This window comes from Opitutus sp. sgz309028 (genome assembly GCF_059821195.1).
This window is the reverse complement of the sequence record NZ_JCAMRR010000007.1, coordinates 95946-116949: the sequence shown is the minus strand read 5'-3', so window position 1 is coordinate 116949 and position 21004 is coordinate 95946. Positions and strand designations below refer to the sequence as shown.

Annotated in this window: 15 protein-coding genes and 2 pseudogenes; 8 read left to right on the top strand and 9 right to left on the bottom strand. The window is 64.1% G+C overall.

Going from position 1 to position 21004, the window contains the following annotated elements:
* The first annotated feature begins 925 nt into the window (after nt 1-925).
* A complete protein-coding gene (locus tag AC6RV7_RS20590; protein ID WP_500096087.1) occupies nt 926-1558 on the top strand; it encodes a hypothetical protein in 633 nt (210 codons plus the stop codon).
* Between the two features lie 82 nt (nt 1559-1640).
* Here the strand turns inward: AC6RV7_RS20590 and AC6RV7_RS20585 are convergent, their stop codons facing one another.
* The gene (locus AC6RV7_RS20585; RefSeq protein ID WP_500096086.1) at nt 1641-1877 is read right to left on the bottom strand and encodes a hypothetical protein; all 237 of its coding nucleotides are present in this window, start codon (nt 1875-1877) and stop codon (nt 1641-1643) included.
* On the opposite strand from AC6RV7_RS20585, the gene AC6RV7_RS20580 reads away from it, so the two are divergent.
* From AC6RV7_RS20580 to AC6RV7_RS20565, 4 genes are read left to right on the top strand one after another with little or no spacing between them, the layout of a single operon-like run.
* On the top strand, nt 1876-2106 hold the full coding sequence (locus AC6RV7_RS20580) for a hypothetical protein (protein WP_500096085.1): 231 nt from the start codon (nt 1876-1878) through the stop codon (nt 2104-2106). The genes AC6RV7_RS20585 and AC6RV7_RS20580 overlap by 2 nt on opposite strands.
* Entirely contained in the window at nt 2103-2897 is a 795-nt protein-coding gene (locus AC6RV7_RS20575) for a hypothetical protein (RefSeq protein ID WP_500096084.1), read from the top strand. Before AC6RV7_RS20580 ends, AC6RV7_RS20575 begins: the two co-directional genes overlap by 4 nt.
* Nucleotides 2898-2942: 45 nt before the next feature.
* A complete protein-coding gene (locus AC6RV7_RS20570; protein WP_500096083.1) occupies nt 2943-3566 on the top strand; it encodes a hypothetical protein in 624 nt (207 codons plus the stop codon).
* Nucleotides 3567-3604: 38 nt separating this feature from the next.
* Entirely contained in the window at nt 3605-4516 is a 912-nt protein-coding gene (locus tag AC6RV7_RS20565) for a nuclease-related domain-containing protein (protein WP_500096082.1), read from the top strand.
* A 200-nt stretch (nt 4517-4716) separates the two neighbouring features.
* Here AC6RV7_RS20565 and AC6RV7_RS20560 read toward each other — a convergent pair whose 3' ends face one another.
* The 6 genes and pseudogenes from AC6RV7_RS20560 to AC6RV7_RS20535 form a co-directional block, all read right to left on the bottom strand.
* Complete coding sequence (locus AC6RV7_RS20560; RefSeq protein WP_500096081.1) at nt 4717-5892, bottom strand: endo-1,4-beta-xylanase; 1176 nt, start codon at nt 5890-5892, stop codon at nt 4717-4719.
* A 225-nt stretch (nt 5893-6117) separates the two neighbouring features.
* A complete protein-coding gene (locus tag AC6RV7_RS20555) occupies nt 6118-7185 on the bottom strand; it encodes a glycoside hydrolase family 88/105 protein (RefSeq protein ID WP_500096080.1) in 1068 nt (355 codons plus the stop codon).
* Between the two features lie 12 nt (nt 7186-7197).
* Complete coding sequence (locus tag AC6RV7_RS20550; RefSeq protein WP_500096079.1) at nt 7198-7827, bottom strand: response regulator; 630 nt, start codon at nt 7825-7827, stop codon at nt 7198-7200.
* Nucleotides 7824-10067, bottom strand: a complete 2244-nt coding sequence (locus AC6RV7_RS20545) for a histidine kinase (protein ID WP_500096078.1) — start codon at nt 10065-10067, stop codon at nt 7824-7826. The genes AC6RV7_RS20550 and AC6RV7_RS20545 overlap by 4 nt, the downstream gene beginning before the upstream one ends.
* 112 nt (nt 10068-10179) lie before the next feature.
* A pseudogene (locus AC6RV7_RS20540) lies at nt 10180-11154 on the bottom strand (alginate lyase family protein); the annotation flags it as partial.
* A 177-nt stretch (nt 11155-11331) separates the two neighbouring features.
* Nucleotides 11332-13836: pseudogene (locus AC6RV7_RS20535) on the bottom strand (glycoside hydrolase family 2 protein); the annotation flags it as partial.
* 306 nt (nt 13837-14142) lie between these two features.
* Here AC6RV7_RS20535 and AC6RV7_RS20530 point away from each other — a divergent pair.
* Nucleotides 14143-17238 carry a TonB-dependent receptor domain-containing protein gene (locus AC6RV7_RS20530; RefSeq protein WP_500096077.1) on the top strand — a complete coding sequence of 1032 codons (3096 nt, stop codon included), beginning with the start codon at nt 14143-14145 and terminating at the stop codon, nt 17236-17238.
* A 114-nt stretch (nt 17239-17352) separates the two neighbouring features.
* Here AC6RV7_RS20530 and AC6RV7_RS20525 read toward each other — a convergent pair whose 3' ends face one another.
* Nucleotides 17353-17952: a GNAT family N-acetyltransferase gene (locus AC6RV7_RS20525; protein ID WP_500096076.1), complete on the bottom strand. Its 600-nt coding sequence runs from the start codon at nt 17950-17952 to the stop codon at nt 17353-17355.
* A gap of 253 nt (nt 17953-18205) precedes the next feature.
* Between AC6RV7_RS20525 and AC6RV7_RS20520 the strand changes: the two genes are divergently transcribed.
* Complete coding sequence (locus AC6RV7_RS20520) at nt 18206-19144, top strand: glutathione S-transferase family protein (protein WP_500096075.1); 939 nt, start codon at nt 18206-18208, stop codon at nt 19142-19144.
* 85 nt (nt 19145-19229) lie between these two features.
* Complete coding sequence (locus AC6RV7_RS20515; protein ID WP_500096074.1) at nt 19230-20114, top strand: NAD(P)-dependent oxidoreductase; 885 nt, start codon at nt 19230-19232, stop codon at nt 20112-20114.
* Here the strand turns inward: AC6RV7_RS20515 and AC6RV7_RS20510 are convergent.
* The gene (locus AC6RV7_RS20510) at nt 20095-20958 is read right to left on the bottom strand and encodes a hypothetical protein (protein ID WP_500096073.1); all 864 of its coding nucleotides are present in this window, start codon (nt 20956-20958) and stop codon (nt 20095-20097) included. The genes AC6RV7_RS20515 and AC6RV7_RS20510 overlap by 20 nt on opposite strands.
* Nucleotides 20959-21004 lie beyond the last annotated feature (46 nt).

Genomic DNA, 21004 nt, shown 5'->3' with positions numbered 1-21004 from the left:
GCCGGCACAGTGGCAGCCCTCGTAAAACTGCCTCGTAGCTGTCACAACTATGCCAGACGAGCGTTCGTAGTCGTCACAACTACGACTCGTCTACGAGGCAGAACGTCGGACGCTTACCGTTTAGCGCTACGGCGATTGCCGAAGTCGCCTCAACTCGTGATGGCTGCCGGCACTCCAGCCGGCGATAGTGCGAGCAACAGCATGCAGTAGATCTGTGGTCATTCATTCTGACACGAATAACGAGCATGGTCGGTTTATCTGTCCGTAAGCTAGTTGCCGGGCACGCCTCCGCCAATTTGGAGGCCGATGATTTCGTCATTTTGCCGCCACATTATTTGTCAGTCACCATTTACTGAGATGAGAACCCTGGGTGTCAGGCTACTCGCTGGGGGCTCGTGAACGACGGAGCGAAGCGGAGATGGGACGCGCGCAGCGCGGTCGCGAAGCGATGGCCAAAGGGCACCAATCCCTGTCGGCCCACCAATGCGCGGCGGTGATCATAATTTACAGGGATGAGAGCCCTTGGGTCGACGAAGCGCAGCGAAGATGGGGCTGAGGCCGAAGTCCCGAGCGAAGCTCGCCAATCCCTGTGGGCCCACCAGCTTTCGTCGCGTCACGCGTAATGGGATTGCACCTACGCAACCGTTTTCACTTAGCTCGCGGCTCCCGCTTCGCTCGATGCCCTTGAAATTGCCGCACGCCAACGATCCAGCGCGAGTTTGGTTTCAGCCAGCGAGCTCGTGCGGTCAGGTGAAGCATGCCTGCCCGGTCGTCTTGGCACACCATGCATGCAAATCAGGTGGAACGTTTGGTCACGACATGCCGGCACCGCTCGGCCGATTGGGTGGGGGAACGAGGCTTCCCCACCAGATCGCCGACCTGAGATCGAAGTAAACGGCTCCGTAAGATTCGGCGTTTTTCAGAAATGATTACTGCGGAAAGATTCTTCGATCACTGGGTGGCGCACTGCAATGCACGCACGCCCGATCTCCTCGCTGCATGGCAGCGCGCCGCAAATTTCACGGCGCTCATGCTGCGTCCTCGCGGCGAAGGGAGTATCTCCGAAGCAGTGGGAAGGTCGCTTGGGCTGCTCTACCACGAGAACTACTACTCGGTTGATGCGATCTTCTACGAAGAACCCGATCTTGTGGACTCGTCGATCCGCCCTGCCGGCTCCACATGGGTCCACACCGTGCGTGTCGCTTTCGAGCACGAAAATTTTTTCTGGAGCGGCCTCTTCCAGGAAACCAGCCACCTGCTTATCACGCGGGCTGATCAACGTGTTCTGGTGACCTACCCTGAGATGCCCCCGACGCCGTCACCAGCGGAACAGCAGGCGGTCGCTGCGGAGATCGATCGTTTGCACGGGATTATCTCTCGAGCGGGCATAACCGAACGGTCGTTTCTTCTCATTACCGGGGCTCGCGTCGGCTCAACTGACAAATGGTCTGGCATCTCTTGGACCGGTCGCATTTACACTCCATCGGGCTGGGAATTGATGACCGCACCCGCTCAACCCGCGCGCCTTGCCGCTATTCACCCGAGCGCCGTTGTCTGACGGCCGTCGCTCCCCTCATGCGCCTGGTCGCTCTTTGCTACGACCAACAAACATCCGCGCCCGGTGCTTCGCCACCGATGTTCTAAACCTTATGTCCTACCCGCACGCCCGCCACCAAATCCATGAACTTGTGCAGGCCCCCAAAGTCGTGCGTGAGAACTCGCGGCTGGAGGTGGAGCCCTTCGGCGAGCACGGCGGGCGCTTCGATGTGAACCTCGATTTGATCGATGGGCCGTTCGTCGACCTCCGCTATCTCGGCAAGGCTACCGACCAGCGCGAAACCGCGAGCTACGAAGCCAACTTGATTCTCGCCGGGCATGCGCGGCGTCGGGCACAATCACGTCGGTCGCAACAATCTTCGAGCCAAGCAGCGCATTCCCGCCGGCTGGCACCAGAACAAGGTAGATCCCAATCTGCCCACGTCGCACGTGGAGTATAACCGGCACGAACCGCTGCCCAACTTTGCGCCCACCGATTTTGGGGATTTCATCGGCAATTGCGCCCAACTCTGGGCCATTGACCTCAAGACCCAGGAGGTGCTGCTGTGAGCGCTGCCGAAAACACTCCGTCTCCTTCCGTCCTCCGCGAGAGCCTGCAATCCTTCTGGCAGGAGTCGCTCGAAATCGCCTCCACGCCCCACGGACTCGAATTCGCCGTGCCGCAATCCTACCCCGACGGCTGGCAAATTGTCCTTCGGCTTTCACTGCCCACCGCCACCACCGCCCGCCTGAGCGACGGCGGCAAAACCCTCTGGCAGCTCGCCCAAACCGGCCAAAACATCGAGGCCGACGTCACCGCCCAGCGCATCCGCGAGCTGTGCGAAGCCTACCAGCTCACGCGCGACGGCTGGGAGCTGTTTCGTTTCGTGCCTTGGCCCGCGCCGGGCGCAGAGATTCATCTCTTCACTGAGGCATTGGTCAGCATTGCCCACCTCGCTTACCTTCACGAGCCCGCCGCGCAGACGCTCAATGTCGCGCGCCAGACCGTGGAAAAGGTGTTTCGTGAACGGCAGATTGAGGCGAAGACCAACCAAGTTCTCTCCGGTAAAGTCGAGAAACGGATCCGCGTAGACTACCTCGCCACGCCCTACCGTTCGCTGGCGGTGCAGGTGCTCGGACGCCGCGGCGCGGTGACGAGCTACATGGAGCAATGGGGTTTCCGCTGGCGCGACCTCCACGATGCGCACCCGCGGCTGTTGCGCGTCATGCTCTACGATCCCGCCGTGCAAGAGATCGATTCGACCGCCACCGCGATCGGCGAAGCCGTCTGCGACTACTTCGGCCCCTACGACAACGTCACCCGCCTGCATGATCTGATCGATGTGGCATCAGCCCGATAGTCACCGCTGTCGGAGCGCCGCCGTGGACTCCTCCTGTTCAACGCTGTGAAGTCGACGTTGCCGCCACCAATCATTCGCCATCCAGAGCTCAAATGCCTCCGTCCCATTCTCCGTGAATGGCAATCGCTCAATTCGCGCATGGGGCGTGAGTGGGCGAAGGTGAAAGACGCTCCATGGTGGTATAACGAACGTGCGCTCGTGAGCGTCTTCGCCGGCGCGGTGTGGCGGTGCGGCGGAGACGCGTTCGAGGAATTTGCATCTGACAAACGCCGCGTGAAAGAAATCGGAAGCGGGCGGATCGACCTCTGGTTCGCGCTCGGGAAGCGCGAGTTCATGGCCGAGGCTAAGCAGTGCTGGATCTATAGCGACGACCATTCCAAAAGTGTTCGTCTCGCTCGCGAGGCAATGGACCGCGCACGCAAGGATGCGAGCTGTTGCATCCCAGACGGACGGCCACGGCTCGCGATGGTCTTCGGCATCGCTCTTGCGCCAGTAAAGCTGAAGGACGATCTGCCCGCGCAGCTCCAATCTCTCGCATCGATCGCGACGGCTACATCAACGAAGTCCGACGCTGTCGCCTGGGTGTTTCCGAACCTCAAACGGCCGCTACAAAGCTCAGACGGCCTCCTGCTCCCCGGAATCATTCTGTGGATCAGGAAAATCCGCTAACAGTCGCCTCCGGCAACGTGTCCTCACTCGGCTTTACCATGCTCCAACACTATCGAGACTATTGGATCCTCTATGCTCTGAGCGCTTATATTCTTCTTTTCATGGCCGTGGCGGTAGGCCTCACAGTCTGGAAATCGAAAAGGCGGAGGGATCGCGTCCCGGTTAAGTTCAAACTCCTGCGAGGTCCCGGAGAGTCACTGCGGCGCCGGATCGCAAAGGCCGAGGAGAACTTCGGTGAGAAGATGGCAGCCGCCGCTTTGGTCCCGATCTTGGCGACCGGAATCCCCATCGCCGCGATGAGTTACTTCCGACCAAAGACCGGCGCTCATCTCATTGTCTGGCTTAGCGTCATCACCGCAGTTTTTTTAGGCACGCTGGTGCTTGCGATTCGTTGGGCCATTCGCGATCTGGTCCGCTACCGTTCAGATCGCCTAGGCTACCTCGGCGAGCGTGAAGTCGCCGAACACCTCCAGTGTCTGTTGGCGCGAGGCTACCGCATCTTCCACGATGTTCCGGCAGAAGGCTCCGGGAAGCCTTTCAACCTTGATCATGTCGCGATCGGCCCGCGAGGCATCGCTCTAATTGAAACTAAGACTCGGCGGAAGGGTCGCGCGCGACCCGGAATGAAGGACCACGTGGTGACTTACGATGGAATCAAACTCATCTGGCCGTGGGGAGAAGACTCTCACGGGCTCCAACAGGCGCAGGCGGAAGCGGACTGGCTGAAAAAGTTTATCAAGCAGCGAACGAATATAGACACCCCAGTTAAGCCGATCCTTGCCATTCCAGGTTGGTGGGTGGAAGCAAAGGCCTACAAACCAGTCACAGTCGTCAACTCGAAGAACGTGGCAGCAGCTGTGACAGGTAATGGCAGTGACATCCTAACCGAGGAGCAAATCGACCTGATCACCCGCCAGCTCGATCAACTGTGCCGCGATGTCGAGGACTGATCCTCCCATGTCGGCCACGCGCACGGTCCCCTTGATGGGCAGCGAACTGACCTGGGCTTCGGCCGTGGGATTATTTCTCCTCAATTTCGGACACCTTGAATTTCTCGTGTCTGATCTCCTCGCCGACTACGTCGCTAAATAGGAGGCGCCACAGATATCGGCGCACGCTGGCAATGAGCGCGCGCCAGCCGTGCCAAACGCTACTTCGTTTGCGCGGGGACTTGGAGGACCGCCTTGAGTGCGGGCTTGGGCTGGAGGGCGCGGTCCCAGAGCAGGGTGTAGTTGGTCCGGCCAGGGATTGGGTAATCATTCTTCCATGACATGCTGTCGTGGATGCCCCAGAGGGTGACTCGGTCGATTTTGTCGCGCTTGCGGCAGAAGATCTCGAAAAGTTCGGCGTAGCGGTTGGCCAGGGCCGTTTGCAGCTCGGGGGGCAAGCCGTTCCGATACGGGTCGAGGAAGGTCTTGAACTCCTCGAGCTGGAACTGCGGGTGCATCATGCCCGTGCCGATGATCTGGCCTTCCTTGGTGAGCGGAAGGACGTCGACGTCGAGCTCGGTGATCATGACCTTCACACCCAGCGCGGCGTAGGCGTCGATGGCGGCTTCGACGTATTCATTCTTTGGATAGTTGAGGCCCCAATGGCCCTGGATGCCCACGCCGTCGATCCGGATGCCGGCCTCCTGCAGCATCTTCACCATGCGGACGATGCCGTCGCGCTTGGCCGGACGCCAGGCGTTGAAGTCGTTGTAGTAGAGCTCGGCGTCGGGCGCATACTGGGAGGCGTATTTGAAAGCCAGCTTCACGAGCTCGTCGCCGTCGCCGATGCCCTTGACCCAAGTGGTGGGGCGGTAGGAACCATCGTCGGCGATCACTTCATTGACCACGTCCCAGGCGTGAATGCGGCCCTTGTAGCGACCGGCCACCTTCTCGATGTGGCGGCGCAGGACTTCCTTCTGGGCTTCGGGGGTGTTGGGCTGACCGTTGTCGTCATGGAAAAACCATGACGGCGTCTGATTGTGCCAGATCAACGTGTGGCCGACGATGAACATGTGGTGTTTCTCGCCGAACTCGACGAAGGCGTCGCCCGCGGCGAAATCGTAGACGCCCGGTTGGGGATTCACCTCCTCGGCTTTGAGCACGTTCTCAGCCGTGATGGAATTGAACTGACGGATCGCGATCTGCTGCAGCGCGGGCGGCTCGCCGGCGACGATGGCTTCGTTGACGGCGGTGCCCAAACGGAAGGCGCCTTCGTAGGCCGCTTGAAGCGTCTGTGGGCTTTGCGCAGAGGCCAGTGGGATGAGCACCAAGGAAGCGAGCAGGCCGGCGACGCGCGGCGTCAGCAGTGAAGTCGGGGTAAACGGGTAGTCGGTCATGGGCGGTCAAACTAGCGACGGCCGGCGGTGGGTCAAAGGCGCATCGGCGAAGGTGGGCCGAGGAAGTCATCAATCGCGCAACGACCGGCGCGACTCGTCCGCCGGCAAAGGTGCGGCCGAGTCGTTTCAGGGCGCAGGCAAATGGGCCATGGCCAAACGGGCTAGGTAGAGTGTCATACATTAGATGACACTCTACTTCTCCGTTTTTGGGCGGGAGCGGGCGGGTCAGCGCGGGGGGAGTTTCATCACTTGCGAGCCGGCGGCGAGGAAGGCGCCGGCACCGTATTCCTGCGAGCTGGTCGCGTCGTAGTCGCCGGGGGCGTGGCCGATCGGCTGCACCCAGCCGAACAGGCCGTCGGAATTCACGCAGCCGAGCAGGGCGGTCCACGTGCGATCCACGGCGTCGCGGTATTTCGCCTCGGTCAGCACGCCGTGATTGAGGCCCCACGCCAGCGCGTAGCAGAAAAATCCGCTGCCGCTGGCCTCGCCGTGTTGATCTTCCGGATACAGCAGGTTGGAGCGCCACAGGCCGTCCTGGGGCTGCAGCGCCACCAGGCGCGCAGCCATCGCCTGGAACAACGCCACATAACGCGGACGCGTCGGATAATCGGCGGGCATCACGTCGAGCAGGCGCGCGAGTCCGGCGAGCACCCAGCCGTTGCCGCGGCTCCAGAAGATCTTTTTTCCCTCGGCCGGAAACACGTAACGCTGGTCGCGGTAGAACAGGTTTTCGGCCGGATCGTAGAACGCGAGATACGAGTCCCAGTAAAGCGCGTCCATCGCGTCGAGGTAGCGGCGTTCGCCGGTGATGCGGGCGAGCTTCGCGAGCGTGGGCGGGCACATGTAGAGGGCGTCGCACCACCACCAGAGTTCGCGGCCGGCGCCGGGCGCGGCGACGAGATCGTCGAGCATGGTTTTGATCGGCTCGAGTTTGTGCGGCGCGGGCGCGAGTTCGTAGAGCTCGAGATAAGTCTGGCCGCCGACGTGGTCGTCGGCGTGGCGCGGACGCGCGCCCGGCTGCCAGCCATTCGCGTCGGCCGTGGCTTCCGCGTAGTGGCGGTAAGCGTCGTCTCCGGTTGCTCGATACGCTTCCATCACGCCGGTGAGGAAAGCGCCCTGGACCCAGCCGCGGTTGCCGTGGTGGTGCGTGAGCGGCTGCTGCGTGCTCCACGGGTGCGCGACCTGCCAATCGAACACGCGGCGCATGACGGCGGCCGTGGATTCGTCGGCGGCGCGGAGTGCGGCCGGCGCGAGGAACGAGACGAGACAGAGGAACAGGAAGGGTCGGATCATGGAGGGATGGATTTAGAAATGAATGATGCCGCGCTGCACCGCGGCAATCACGGCTTGGGTGCGATCGGCGACGCGGAGCTTGGCGAGGATACTCTTCAGGTGGCCTTTCGTCGTGTATTCGCTGATGCCGAGGGCGTCGGCGATTTCCTTGTTGGCGCGTCCGCGGGCGAGTTGCACGAGCACATCGAGTTCGCGTGCGGTGAGCTCCTCGTAGCTGCTGCGGGATTTCAGTCGCGTGGCGACCTCGTGGGGAATCCAGCGGCGCCCGGCGGCGACGGCGTGAATGGCGGGGATGAGTTCCTCACGCGTGACGCTTTTGAGAACATAGCCGCGTGCGCCGGCCTCGAGCGCGAGGTGGATATCGGTATCGCCCTCGAACGCCGACAGCATCAGCACGCGCGCTTCCGGGTCGCGTTCGCGAATGTGGCGCGTGACCTCGTGGCCGCTTTTGCCGGGCATGCGCAGGTCCATCACGATCAAGTCGGGTCGTAACGATTCGAACTGGCGGATCGCCTCCGCGCCGTCGCCAGCTTCACCGATCACGACGAGGTGCGGATCGGTGTTGATCAGCGACAGCAGGCCGGTGCGAACGATGAAGTGATCGTCGACGACGAGGATGCGGATTTTGCCGGGCGGGTTCAAAGGACGTGATCGCGAGCGGGTGAAGGCGCGGCCTCGCTGGCTTCGAAATCGCGCAGGGAAACGTGCACGCGCACGCTGGTGCCCTCGCCCGGCGGGCCGGCGACATCGAGGCGGCCGCCGATGCGTTTCGCGCGCTCGGCCATGCCGAGCAGACCGAAATGCTGCAGGCCGTTTTCGGAGATGCGATGCGCGAGCAAACCGGAGCCGTTGTCACGGACTTCAAGCGCGACGTCGTCCTCGCCGAAGGTGAGACGCACGGTCACGGCGGTGGCGCCCGAATGTTTCACGACATTGGTCAGCGCTTCCTGCGCGATGCGGAGCAGGTTTTCCTCGATCACTTCCGGCAGGCGGCGCTGTTCGCCGACGGTGGTGAATTCCGGCGTGATCGCGCTGCCGGCGAGGAGTTGCGAGCCGGAGATCGAAAGCGCTTTCGCGAGATTGAACTGCTCGAGTTCGCGCGAGCGGAGGTCCCAGATCGAGCGCCGCAGCTCGAGCTGGCTTTGCCGGAGAAAACGATGCGCGAGTTCGAGCGGCGGGCCGGCGTCGGCGGGATTGCGCTCGAAGAGCTTGATCGCGGTTTCGAGCTGCAGCGCGATGCCGGTGAGCGCTTGTTCGAGCGTGTCGTGAAGTTCCCGCGCGAGACGCGTGCGCTCCATCAACACGGCCCGAAATTCGAGTTCGGCGGCCTTGCGCACGGACATCTCGACCTTGAGCTGCTCGGTGCGCTCCTTCACGCGGACCTCGAGCTGGTCGTTGGCGCGCTGCAGTTCCTGCTGCGCCTTCTCGCGTTCGGCGACGAGAAAGCTGAGCATCGCGTTCTTCTTCGAAACGGTCAGCAGCCAGCCAACGACGGCCGCGAACAACACGCACACGACCGCGAAACCGATCAGCAGGCGCTCGGACGTGAACCAGCTCGGCGTCTGGAGCACGCGGAAGCTTTTCGCGTCCGGCAGCATCAGCGTGACGGCTTTCGGTCTTCCATCGTCGCCCGTCTCGAACGCTGCGATGCCGTGCACCTCGACGACGCTGCCGAGCGGTGCGGCGGCGATGGCGGGGCTTTCCTGGGGGCCTTCGTATTCGGCGGAGAACGACTGCTCGCTGTTGCGAATCGTGCACACGGTGCGGTAACCGACGAACGACGCATCGGCGCGGCGCACGGGACGGACGCTGCGATCCAGCAGCGTGCCACGCAACGTGATCAGCTCGGCGCCGTGCAATCCCTCGCGCAGTTCGGCCATCGGCACCTCGCGCGGCTGCACCGGCGCGGGCGCCTCGCCGAGGTCGCGCAGCACGGCATCGCGGAGCACGGGCTGGTAGTTGACGATCTCCAAAAATCCGACCGCCTCGATCAAACGGCCGAGCGGCAATTCGATCGGCTGGCGCGATTCGAGGTGCAGCCCGCCCGTTTCGTCCTGGATGAACAAATCGAGGCCCGGGCGTCGAAACGTCAGCACGCCCTTCACGTGCAACCGCTCGCCGAGATTCGCGCTGGTGCGAAACTTCGCGAGATCGTCGACCGGCAGGATCGGCTCCTCGAACGGCGGATGCAGCTCCGCTTCCTCGACGACGAAATCCTCGACGCGCGGCACCATCAGCGTGACGGCGGTAAGCTGGCGGCGCGCGGCATTGAAGGTCGTGCCGGCGGTGCCGCGCACGCGAACCTTCGCGGCGACGAGCGAGCGCGGGTTGATGTTGCCGGGCAGCTTGGGAAAGACGCGCACGCGATAGCCGCCCATCGAGACCTCGACCATCGTCTTCTGCGAAGCGACGTAGGAGACGGAGCGGACGATCCCGGTGATCTCGATGCGCTGGCTCGCCTCGACGCCGGCCATCAGGCGCTCGACCGAAACCGGTTTCGCCGGCGGCAGCGGCGCGGTGCCGAGTTTTTTCCAGCCGGTGGTTTCGACGACTGGGGCGAACCAGCCCGACTCCGTCGTGCCGCTGATTTCGAGATAGTCGCCGATCGCGGGTTGCAGGCCGGTGTTGCGGACGAAAATACCGGCGCTCTGATCTTGCAGGACGAATTTGCCGAGCCAATCGGGTTCGGCGGCGGTGACGACGCCGCGCAGCGTGACGGGCAATTTCGACTGGGCGGCATCGGTGGGCAGCGCGCGCACCTCGGCAGCGGTGGTGATGACGCGGCGGGGGGATTCGACGTCGTCCGCGAAGCCTGGCGTGGCGGCGAAGAGGGAAAGGAGCGCGACGACTCCCGCGAACCGGCGGAGGATTTTTCGGCGCATGGCGGTGGGGTGGGAGCGAAGGAACGTCGATCGGCGGGAGATTCCAAGCGTTCTCTGCCGGCGGCAGCGGTTACATCGGAAAACAAACGCCCGGGGGTTATGGCGGAGGGGATTATGGCGCGGGATTTAGCCAGAGGAGCGGCTGGGTGACAGCCATGTTGCGACGCACTTCGGCATCAGTGGAGTCGGCCGGCAATCGGCGCCAGAGAGCGAGATAATCGGGACGACCCAGCCGGTAGCCGGCGAGCAGGAGCGCGGGTTGGCGAATCGGCCACGCTTCGAAATGCGCGATGTCGGGGGCGAACGGCCAGCGCTCGCGGTCCGCCAGATACGGCGCGAGGAACGCGACCGCCTGCGCGACACTACGGCTGTCGGGCAATGCGAACTGCCACAGATTCTCGGCGGGCGTCGTGAGCACCTCGGCAAGGAGTGCGACATTGTCCAACTGGAAGATCGAGTAGCCATACGGCTTCGTGCGCGCGAGCTCGCGCGGGAAGCCGCCGTCGGGCGCGAGCTGTTGCGGCAGCAGGATTTCGCGGAATACCCGTCGCGCTTCGGTCAACGCCTCCTCGCGACCGGCGAAGCGCGCGAAGACGGCGACCTGCAGCCAATACGCGACGCTGTGATTGTTTTTCGTTGCGGCTTCCTCGCGACCGTTTGGGTCGGTCAACATCCACTGCAGGTAATCGCCGAACCAGCGGCGCACGCCGGCGATCGTGTCGGCGGAAACGCCCGGTGCATTTGCGATCGCCTGGGCGGCGAGCGCGACTTCGCACAGGTGCAGCGTGTCGATGATGCCGATGCCGCGGCCGGCGCTGACGCCGGGGATCGCCTGCGCGAAACGCAGGTGCGGGTTCATCCGCGTCTCCGGCGCGACGAAAAACACCTGCAGCCAGTCCGCGGCACGGAGCGCGAAACGCGAGTCACCGGAAATCCGATACGCGACGGCGAGCGTGGCGACGGCGTCGCGCATCGTGCGGAGCGACTGGCGGTGGGCGTCGAAATTGTCGGGATTGCTTTCGCCGTCGCGGCGGACGTAGGGCAGGCCGTCGGGCGTGGCGGGATTCGGCCACCAGTAATCGCCCATGGAAAGATAATCGCCGGGCCGGGCGCCGACGGCGGTGGCGAAGGCCGGCAGCGGCGTGTCGCGCAGGGAAACCGGTTGCACCGCCAGCGCGGCGGTAGCGAGCGGCATCACGCGGTCGCGTTCGAGCGCGGCGATTTCGGCGAAGTCCGGCGCGCGGGCGGCGGACGTGAGGGGAGTTTCCAGATCGAGCAGCGCGGTGGGCACGCCTTTCACCGAGGCAGAAAGCGTCGCGCGGCCGCCGGGCGGGAGGACGACGTCGATCTGCGCGCGACCGTTGGCGAGTTGCACGAGGCGCGAGCCGCCCGCGGTGCCGAGGTTGTCGAGGAGGCGTCCGTCGCCCGCGTGACCGAAGCGGAGAAAATCGCGCGCCTCGAGGCAGACGACGCCGGCTGCGTCGAGGAGTTCGGCCTGGACGCGGATGCGGCCCTCGGCGGCGGGGAGTTGTTGGAGGCGCAGATGGTGCGGCGAACCCCACGCACGCGTTTCGTAGCGGAGCGCGATCTCGTCGGCGACGGTGGCTCCGTTTTTCTTTCCGACGGCGCGCAGCGTGTTCATGCCATCGGTGAAGACGACGGGCCAGCGCAGGCCGGCGGCGGGGAAGTCCTGGCTGTTGCGACGACGCGTGCCTTGGGAAACGCCGTTGAGCCAGAGCTCCACTTCGTCGCAATTGGAGTAAACCTTCACGGTCCGCTTTTCGCCGGCGCGGCCCCAGCGGACGGGCCAGGAGTGGCCGTAGATCCGGAGCATCGGCTCGTCGGTCCAGTAGGATTGGTAAACGTAGAACGATTCCTTCGGCGTGAGGTCGCGCTCGACGGCGCCCTTTTGATTGACGAACGGGACGGGGTTTTCGGGGCGGAGCGGCGTGGAGAAATCCTTGAACGGCCACATCGCGCTGCCGACGAACCAGTCGAGTTTCTCCTGCTCCTTGAGGTGCCAGTCGACGAGATCGCAGATGTAGCTCTCGGACCAGTCGCCGTCGCGCGAAGCGCGGGCGTTGCCGCCGACGTCCATGAAGTCGAGGCCGCGTTCGTCGGCGGCGCCGGCAGCCATGACGTCGCGAAGAAGCGAATACGGGTCTTCGGCGTGCCGGCCCGCGTGCGAGTCGCCGCCCCATTCGGCGTGCAGGAGGTGTTTCACGCGGGGGCGTTCCTTTTCGAGGACGGCACGATATTCGGTGAACTGGCCGCGATACCAGCCGGCCCAGATCGACGGCGAATAGACGTCGACGATGTCGCGGCAGAAGTCGCAGCGCCGGATGGTCGTGAGCCGCGTCGGGTCGAGCGTGTGCGAGAGCTCGTGGAGTTCGCGCATGAAGGTGCGGATCTCTTCCTTGTCGAATGCAGAGAAATCGCCCGGCCAGTCGTTTTCGTTGCCCAAGCCCCAGAGGATGACCGACGGGTGGTTGCGGTGCTGATCGATCATCGCGCGGAGCATTCCGCGCGCCTGATCGCGGTAGCGCTCGCCGCCGAGGCCGCCGCGGCACCAAGGGATTTCCTCCCAGACGAGCAGGCCGAGCTCGTCGCAGAGTTCGAGGATGCGGCGCGATTGCTGGTAGTGACCGAGCCGGATGAAGTTTGCGCCCATGCGCTTCATGAGCCGCATCTCGGTTTCCATGAGCTCGTCGGTCATCGCGGCGGCGAGGCCGGCGTGATCCTCGTGGCGGTGCGTGCCGCGGAGGAGGAGGCGTTCGCCGTTGAGTTTGAACGGACCGTGGTCAACGAACTCGAACGTGCGCAGGCCGAAGCGCTGCCACACGCGGCTTTCGCCGCCGCTGCTGCGCGCGACGATCTCGACGCCGTAGAGCGTCGGCGAGGCGGGCGACCAGAGTTGTGCCTGCGCGGCGGGAATCGTGAGCGGTGCGAGCGACTGGGGTTCGGTGGACGCGGCGAGGCGCGTTTCGCTCGTGGAGAGCGTCGCGCCGTCGGGGCCGACGAGACGAAGCGCGAGCGATTGTTCGGGGCCGGCGGCGAGGAAACGGATGCTCAGGTCGACACGCCACGAGCCGTCGGTCTGGCGCGCGGGCGTGGCGTGCAGGCGGGTGAGTCCGGCGGCGGGCAGATAGACGAGATGCACGGGGCGGTAGAGTCCGCCGTAGAGATTGAAGTCGCTGAGATCGGACGGGATCGTTTCGAGGTCGCGGGAGTTGTCGCAGCGGATCGCGAGCGGCACGCGGCCGGGCGCGACGCGCGATTCCGCGGGCGGGAGTTGCGCGAGGGGAGAGGCGCGCCAGGCCGCGACGGCATCGGTGATATCGACGATGAATTCGTCGTAGCCGCCGACGTGTTCCGCGACGCGCCGGTCGCCGACCCACACCTGCGTTTTCTGACCGCTGCCTTCGAAGTGGAGCAGGGTGCGACCGCCGGGGTGGGGATTGGCGATGTCGAGCTGGGTGCGATACCAGGCGGGGCCTTGATAATACGGCACGTCGGGATCGACGGCGTCGGTGGCGTTGTAGCAATGCGGCAACGTCACGGGCGACCACACCGGCAGGTCGAGGGCGCGATCGGCGCTGCGCAGCGTTTCCCAGATGCCGCCGAGGTCACCGCGCACGAATTCCCAGTCGCGTGACAGCGTGGTTTGGTCGCGCCAGTCGCTGGGGCGAAGCTGCGCGGGCGGTGCGGCAGGTGCCGCGCCGGGGAGCGCGAACGCGAGGACGAGGAGAGCGAAGAGACGAAAGGTCATGCGAAAAAAACGGGGAGTGCGAACGGGTCCGGCCTCGGTGTAAACGCGAGGTGAAGGCGATCGTGGGGCGAGGGGAAATTGCGGCGCGAGCGTAGCGTTTCGGGGTGGAGGCAGCACCCCCCGTTTGAGGGGTGTGCGCCGCATTTTCCGAGGAGAAAACGCGGAAAATGCGCTCACCCCTCGAACGAGGGGGGAAGTCGCGCGGAGCCCGCGGTATTCTGACTTCATCGAGATACCCCAATCGTGGCGATCGTCGCCACGCTCGAGCCTGGCGCGGGCTGCGACGCGCTCACCGACCACTCCCCCATGAACTACCACCCCCTCCGCTTCGTTTTGGTTTTCAGCGCGGCGCTTGCGACCGCGCTTTCGGTCTTTGCCCAATCCACGGGTGACGGCACCGGCACCGTCACTGGTCGTGTTTACGATCCTGCGGCAAAAGAATACGTCCGCAACGCCGAGGTGCGCGTGCAAGGCACCGAAATCAGCGCCAACACGGAAGCCGGCGGCTATTTCCGGCTGCTGCGCGTGCCGGCGGGCAAGGCAAACGTCGTCGTGAGTTTCACCGGTTACCGCACGGTGGCCGCGGAAGTGACGGTGCCGGCGGGCGGCACGGTGACGCGCGAGATCGAGATCTACAGCGGACTCGCGAGCGCCGGCGCGGGTGACGACCAGGTCGTGATGCTGGAAGCGTTCACCGTCGAGACGGACCGCACCGGCAACGCGAAAGCGCTGCAGAGTCAGCGCGCGTCGATGAACCTCAGCCGCTCGATTTCGTCCGACGCGTTTGGCGATGTGACGGAAGGCAACGTCGGCGAGTTCCTGAAATATCTTCCCGGCGTGGAGCTGGAATACGTCGAGGCCGACACCCGCGGCCCGCGGCTCGGCGGCATGGGCTCGGAGTATACGAGCGTGACGCTCGACGGCCGATCGATCGCGAGCGCGGACGCCTTCACGCAGTATGTGGCGTTCGAAAACTCCGCCGCGGGCACCTCGAACCGCTCGTTCGGCTTCGACGCGATCTCGATCAACAGCATCGAGTCGATCGAGATCAACCGCGTGATCAGCGCGGCGATGGACGCGAACGCCCCGGCGGGAAACATCAACATGAAGACGAAGCGCGCGTTCGACCTGAAAGGCCGCTTCGTGGCGTTCAACGTCGGCACGGTAATGAACACCGAGGAAATGACGCTGGGCCGCACCGCAGGCCCCAACGACGGCTTTGGCCGAAAATACAAACTCAACTACGATTTCAGCTACTCCGACGTGCTCTTCGGCGGACGGCTCGGCGTGCTGCTGGGCGTGAGCGAATCGAATCTCTATAACGAACAATATCGCGTCGACCACACCTACAACCGCACGCCGACCGCGAGCGATCCGCGGCCGCAGGTGCTGACGCAGGTGTTGCTGAAGGACGGGCCCAAGTGGACGGAGCGTTTCACGACGACGTTCACGGCGGACTTCCGCGCGACCGACAATCTCACGCTGTCGCTCAACGTGATCTTCAACGCCTACGACGCGCGTTTCTACAACCGCCAGGTGACGATGCAGGCGGGGACCAACAACACGAACGCCACCACCGGGCGTCAGTTCGTCGCGGGCGACGGTCTGCTGACGTATGGCACGACCACGGGCGGCACGCCGGCGTCGCGCCAGGTCGTGTTCGGCGGCGGCAACGGCCTGAAGTTCACCAACACGATCACGATCGCGCCGAGCTTCGAGTATCGCTGGAACGATCTCACGATCGACGGCGCGTTCCAGCTGTCGCATTCGCGCAACGACTACGACAACCTCGCGCACGGTTCGGTCGCGAATTCCACCGTCAACAACCTCCAGAATGTGGGCTTCACCGCGACGCGTTCGAGCATCGAGGACGCCGATTGGAAGATCACGCAGACCTCCGGCGCCGACTGGACGGATCTCGCGAACATGACGAACCCGCGCATCTCCGACGACAACCGGCAGGCGACGACGGACCTGAACATCGGCGCCTTGAATGTGCGGTATCAGCTGCCGACCGCGTTGCCGACGTTTCTGCAGGCCGGCGTGAAGGTCACGGAGGACAGCCGGATCGCGCGCAACTCGAACAGCTACGACGTCTGGAGTTACGTCGGACCCGGCGGCGGACCGACGGGAAGCTTTGCGAATTACCCGTCGCCGATCCGGCTCTACGGGCCGGGCAACCAGGTGGGCGTGAAATTCGCCTCGATCGGCGGCGGCGGCGCACCGGCCTTTCCCGATCGCGACGCGCTCGGGCGCTTGTTCAACACGAATCCGGAGTATTTCGTGCGCGGTGAGAGTCTCGGAATCATCTCGACCACGCAGTATGAACAAGGCCGATACCTCAATAATCCGACCTACGACATGTCGGAAACCGTCTCGGCCGGCTACCTGATGGGCAACACCAAGATCGAGAAGCTGCACCTCCAGGGCGGCGTGCGCTACGAGCGCACGGAACTCGAGTCGCTCGACTGGAATCCCTATACGTCGTCCGAAGTCGCGGCGGCGGGATTTCCGGTGAACGCCTCGGGCGTGCCGACCACGTGGGCGGGCGTCGACTACCGCTACTCGCGTCCGAAGATCACGCGGAAGAACAACTACGCGGATTTCTTCCCGAGCCTGACGGCGAAATATCTGTTCGCGCCGAACCTGCTCGGCGACATCGGCTGGGGCAAAACGATCAAGCGGCCGGATCTCTCGAAGCTCGCCGGCACGACGCTGATCAACGACGTGGCCGAGACAGTGACGACGCCCAACACGAACCTGCGGCCGGAGCGCTCGCAGAAACTCGCGGCGTCGTTAAGCTACTTCTTTGGCCGCAACAGCAGCAGCAACGTGCAGGTGGTGGCGTCGCACACGAAGGTCCGCGATCTCCAGGAAGGCGAGACGCTGTCGGCGGCGGAATACGGCAACACCGATCCGGCCTACGATTCCTACGACTTCATCAGCTTCAGCAACGCGGGCGCGCCGGTGACATTCCGCTCGATGGAGTATTCTTATCTTCAATACCTGAGCTTCCTGCCGAAATTCCTCCAGGGGACGTCGCTGAACCTCTCATATACCCGCACCTACGCGAGCCGGCGGGTGACGGGCGTGGTGCCGCACGCGATCAAGGGCGGGCTGAGCTATCGCTACAAGCGATTCACGCTGCGGTTCAACGGCGTCTTCCGCGACGACTCGCCGTGGTTCCAGAGTTCGACCAACCGTTATCTGAAATCCAACCTGAAGTTCGATCTCAGCGGCTCGGTGAAACTGACGCAGAACTTCAGCCTCTATTTCTCGGGCCGGAACATCTTCGAGGAGCCGCATCGCATCTTCGAGACGAGCGCCGGCAATCCCGACGTGCTCTGGCGCTACGAGAATTACGGGACGAACTGGAGCTTTGGGATCAAGGGTTCCTTCTGACCAAGGGACCGCACGACCGCGGTGAGCGGCGCCGCTGGGGGCGTTCGCCCGCTCACCACGGAATCGGTGTTGTTCAGACTCGATGCGACGGCGGCACCGGGAGCCGCCGTCGCTTCAAGCGAGTTTCATCCCATAAGCCCGCCAGCCCGGGTAATCGCCGATGAGGTGAAACCCGAGCTTCTCGTAGAAGGCGATGCCGCCCGTGTTCGCGGCGCTTACGCCGAGATGAACCGCCGGGCAACCCCGGGCGCGCAGGCGGTCGAGAAAGCGCTGCATCAATGCGCGACCGAGGCCGCGGCCGCGCAGAGATGGGAGCAGGTCGATGTGCAGGTGCGCAGGATAGGCGAGGGTGTCGGGGTGCGGCTGATACCCGGCGTGCAGCAAGCGGATCAGCGCCGCGTCGGGACTTTCGTCGGCAGGAGCGGGGAGCGGATAACGCGCGCGGAGCGCCGGAAACCAATGGGCTTCCGACCAGGTGCGGAAACGCGCGGAATCGTCGGTGCCGAGAATATAACCGGCCGGCGCTCCGTCCGCCGTGGCGATCAGGCACAGGTCCGGATCGTGCACGGCGTAAGGTGCCGCGTAGAAACTGCCGAGCAGCTTCGGATCGTTATAGAGTGCCGTGGCGTCTTCGCCGTGCGCCCCCGTGCACAGGCAGATCCGATAAAGGGCCTCGAGATCGGCGGGCTGGAAGTGGCGAATGCCGGAGGTCATGGCGGAGAAGTGTGAGCAGAGAACTGCGGGCCAGGAAAGCGATCCGATTGCACGGGTTTTCGCCGGTAACCAAAGCGCTGCAGGTAAGCGATGTGAATGTGAGCAGGATGGCGGATCTGCCTCCTCGGCGGCTGACGCAGACGCGTTGGCGAAGCGGAGGTGGATGGTGAGCGCGTTTGCAGGGCGAAGGCGCTCACCGGGAGGATGGAGGATCGAGGTTGAGAAACGCGCTCAGCGGGAGCACTGGTTAAGGATGAATCCTCGCCCTCAATTTTCCGCCGAGCAGGTTGATGGAGAATTCGAGCGGCAGGAGGATGCCTTCCGGGAATGGATCACGAAAGACGGGTCGAGCGGATATGCAGCGGTGGCGGGGCGGTATCACCTGTATGTGTCGCTGGCGTGTCCGTGGGCGACGCGCGTGGCGATTGTGCGGGCGCTGCTCGGGTTAGAAGAGACGATCGGGATGACGGTGGTCGATCCGGTGCGCGATGAACGCGGCTGGGCGTTTCGCGACGGTCCGGGGTTTAGCAAGGATCCGGTGAATGGGTTTCTTTTCCTGTCGGAGGCGTATCGTGCGACGCGCGCGGATTTTCGCGGGCGCTACACGGTGCCGGTGTTGTGGGATAAGAAAACGAAGCGGATCGTGAACAACTCGGAGGACGACATCTGCCGGATGTTGAGCGATGCGTTTGGCTCTCACGCGCCGGAGAGCGTGCAGCTGTTTCCGGAGGAGCTGAAGAAGGAGCAGGAGACGTTGTCGGAGTGGATTTACGAGCGGATCAACAATGGCGTGTACCGCGCCGGGTTCGCGACGAAACAGGCCGCATATGAGCGGGCGTGCCGGCGGGTGTTCGAGGCGTTGGATGAACTGGAGGTGCGGCTGGCGGCATCACGGTATTTGTTCGGGCGGCGGATCGTCGAGACGGACTGGAGGCTCTTCAACACGCTGGTGCGGTTCGACGCGGTGTATCACGGGCACTTCAAGTGCAATGTCCGGCGGATCGTGGACTACCCGAACCTGCAGGGTTATTTGCAGGATTTGTATCAGCAAACTGGAGTCGCGGCGCTGGTGAACTTCGATCACATCAAGCGGCACTACTATGTGACGCACACGGAGATCAATCCGACGCAGATCGTGCCGTTGGGGCCGGCACTGGATCTGACGGCGCCGCATGGGCGCGAATGGCTGTGAAATGATAACCACAGATGAGCACGGGGGCGGAGCGGACCAGGATCCGGGTTGTTTCGTGGTGAGGCGGAGAGAATTCTTTTCTGACATGAACAATAAAATCGGTTTCGTGGGCGTGGGGCGGATGGGCGCGAATATGGCGCGGCGGTTGAAGGACTGCGGGTATGCGGTCACGGTCGTTTACGATGTGCACGGGCCGGCGGCGGCGGAACTCGCCCGGGAAATCGGGGCCGTCCACGCGACCACCCTTTCGGCCGTGACCGCGGCGGCCGACGTGGTGTTCACGGTCGTGACCGACGACGCGGCGCAGTTCGGTGTGTTTGCCGAAACCGGCGACTCGCTGCTCGCGGGCGCAAGAGGGAAAATCTTCATCAACTGCGCGACCATTTCGCCGCGGACGCATGTCGAGGTGGAACGCCGCGCGCGGGCCACGGGCGCGCAGACGCTCGAGGCGTGCATGGCGTCGTCGATTCCGCAGGCGCGCAACGGCACGCTTTATCTGATGTGCGGCGGCGAACGCGACGTGTTCGAGCGCGTGCGACCGATGCTGGAAAAGCTCAGCGCGGCGCTGCGCTTCGTCGGCGGGACCGGGCAGGCCGCGCAGGTGAAGGCGCTTGTGAACATGGTGATGAACATCAACACCGCGGCACTCGCGGAAGGACTCGGTTTGGGCGCGGCGCTCGGTCTCGATCTCACGATGCTGCGCGAGGTGTTCGGGCAAACGGGGGCGGCATCGCAGGTGTTGAAGACCGACGGCGAGGACATGCAGAACCGCGCGCACGAGTGCTACTTCTCCGCGGCGCACGCGGCGAAGGACAGCACGATCGCGTGGACGCTCGGCTGCGAGACCGGCCTGCACCTGCCGCTCGCTGCGGCGACGAAGCTGCAATACGAGCGGATGGTCGCGCGTGGGCTCGGTCAACTCGACAAGAGCGGCGTCGCCGAGCTGACGTTCAAGGGGCGGCAGGCGTAGACGCCACGAGCGTAAGTTCGAAACCGGGGAAGCGGCGGCTGGCCACCGTCATCGAAGTCGGGAGTTCGGTCCCGAGCAGGTCGTGTTGGCGGAGGAAGTCCCCGGCCGCCTTCAATGAGGAGACGTTGATTACCACCGCGCGGATCGCGTCGGTTTCAGCTTCGACCACGCGGAGAGCGGGACCGTCGCCGAGCGGCCATGCTCCGTCCGACGATGGGCGCCGCGGTTCGAGCAGTTTCTGCCAGCGCGCCTTCATCCCGTTCACGTCTTTCGCGCCGATCACGATTTCGCGGACGGAATGAATCGTGAGCGGACCGCCGTCACTCGCGCGCAGTTGCGCCTGCAGGCGTTGGCGCCGGGCGGTCACGTCGTGAGCGTAGTCGCAGAGAAATACTTCCAAGAGGTCGTGAGAGACGTCCGGGAGAGCGACCGTGGTCCAGAGCGTCGCGAAAAGGCGGCTGAGCTCTCGCGAACGAAACGGGATGGCGGGACCGTGCGGGAGATTCCGCCGCTCAAGTTCTCGCAGGCTGGTTGGCAGCGGCGCTGGTTCCAGTGCCAGACCGACGAACCGATGCGAGGAGGCGTTTTGATCCGAGCCGGCGGCTCGGACGATTTCGAGATTCACGTTGCCGAGCGCGACTCCGCCGCTGCCGAAACGGCCGTAATCCGACAAGGGCCACGCGACGGGCAGTTGAAAGATGTCCGTCAGAAGGGAAAAAAGCTCACCGGCCTCGGGCGAAGAAAGAAGGAGGTGGTCCACCTGGCGGACGATCGCTGCCGGCGGCGTCGGAGCGGGAGCGGCTTGCGTGAGTGGACCGAGTCCAATGGCGGAGAACGCGAGCATGGTCCAGCGGCTTGGGGGTATGCTGACGCGGACGTCGGGCAAGTTC

What these genes read in the sequence shown, in the direction of transcription:
- AC6RV7_RS20525 (WP_500096076.1), bottom strand. Translation starts at nt 17,952, where the DNA reads ATGACCTCCGGCATTCGCCACTTCCAGCCCGCCGATCTCGAGGCCCTT.
- AC6RV7_RS20510 (WP_500096073.1), bottom strand. Translation starts at nt 20,958, where the DNA reads ATGCTCGCGTTCTCCGCCATTGGACTCGGTCCACTCACGCAAGCCGCT.
- AC6RV7_RS20515 (WP_500096074.1), top strand. Translation starts at nt 19,230, where the DNA reads ATGAACAATAAAATCGGTTTCGTGGGCGTGGGGCGGATGGGCGCGAAT.
- AC6RV7_RS20530 (WP_500096077.1), top strand. Translation starts at nt 14,143, where the DNA reads ATGAACTACCACCCCCTCCGCTTCGTTTTGGTTTTCAGCGCGGCGCTT.
- AC6RV7_RS20580 (WP_500096085.1), top strand. Translation starts at nt 1,876, where the DNA reads ATGCGCGGCGTCGGGCACAATCACGTCGGTCGCAACAATCTTCGAGCC.
- AC6RV7_RS20585 (WP_500096086.1), bottom strand. Translation starts at nt 1,877, where the DNA reads ATGCCCGGCGAGAATCAAGTTGGCTTCGTAGCTCGCGGTTTCGCGCTG.
- AC6RV7_RS20555 (WP_500096080.1), bottom strand. Translation starts at nt 7,185, where the DNA reads ATGATCCGACCCTTCCTGTTCCTCTGTCTCGTCTCGTTCCTCGCGCCG.
- AC6RV7_RS20565 (WP_500096082.1), top strand. Translation starts at nt 3,605, where the DNA reads ATGCTCCAACACTATCGAGACTATTGGATCCTCTATGCTCTGAGCGCT.
- AC6RV7_RS20590 (WP_500096087.1), top strand. Translation starts at nt 926, where the DNA reads ATGATTACTGCGGAAAGATTCTTCGATCACTGGGTGGCGCACTGCAAT.
- AC6RV7_RS20545 (WP_500096078.1), bottom strand. Translation starts at nt 10,067, where the DNA reads ATGCGCCGAAAAATCCTCCGCCGGTTCGCGGGAGTCGTCGCGCTCCTT.
- AC6RV7_RS20560 (WP_500096081.1), bottom strand. Translation starts at nt 5,892, where the DNA reads ATGACCGACTACCCGTTTACCCCGACTTCACTGCTGACGCCGCGCGTC.
- AC6RV7_RS20520 (WP_500096075.1), top strand. Translation starts at nt 18,206, where the DNA reads ATGAATCCTCGCCCTCAATTTTCCGCCGAGCAGGTTGATGGAGAATTC.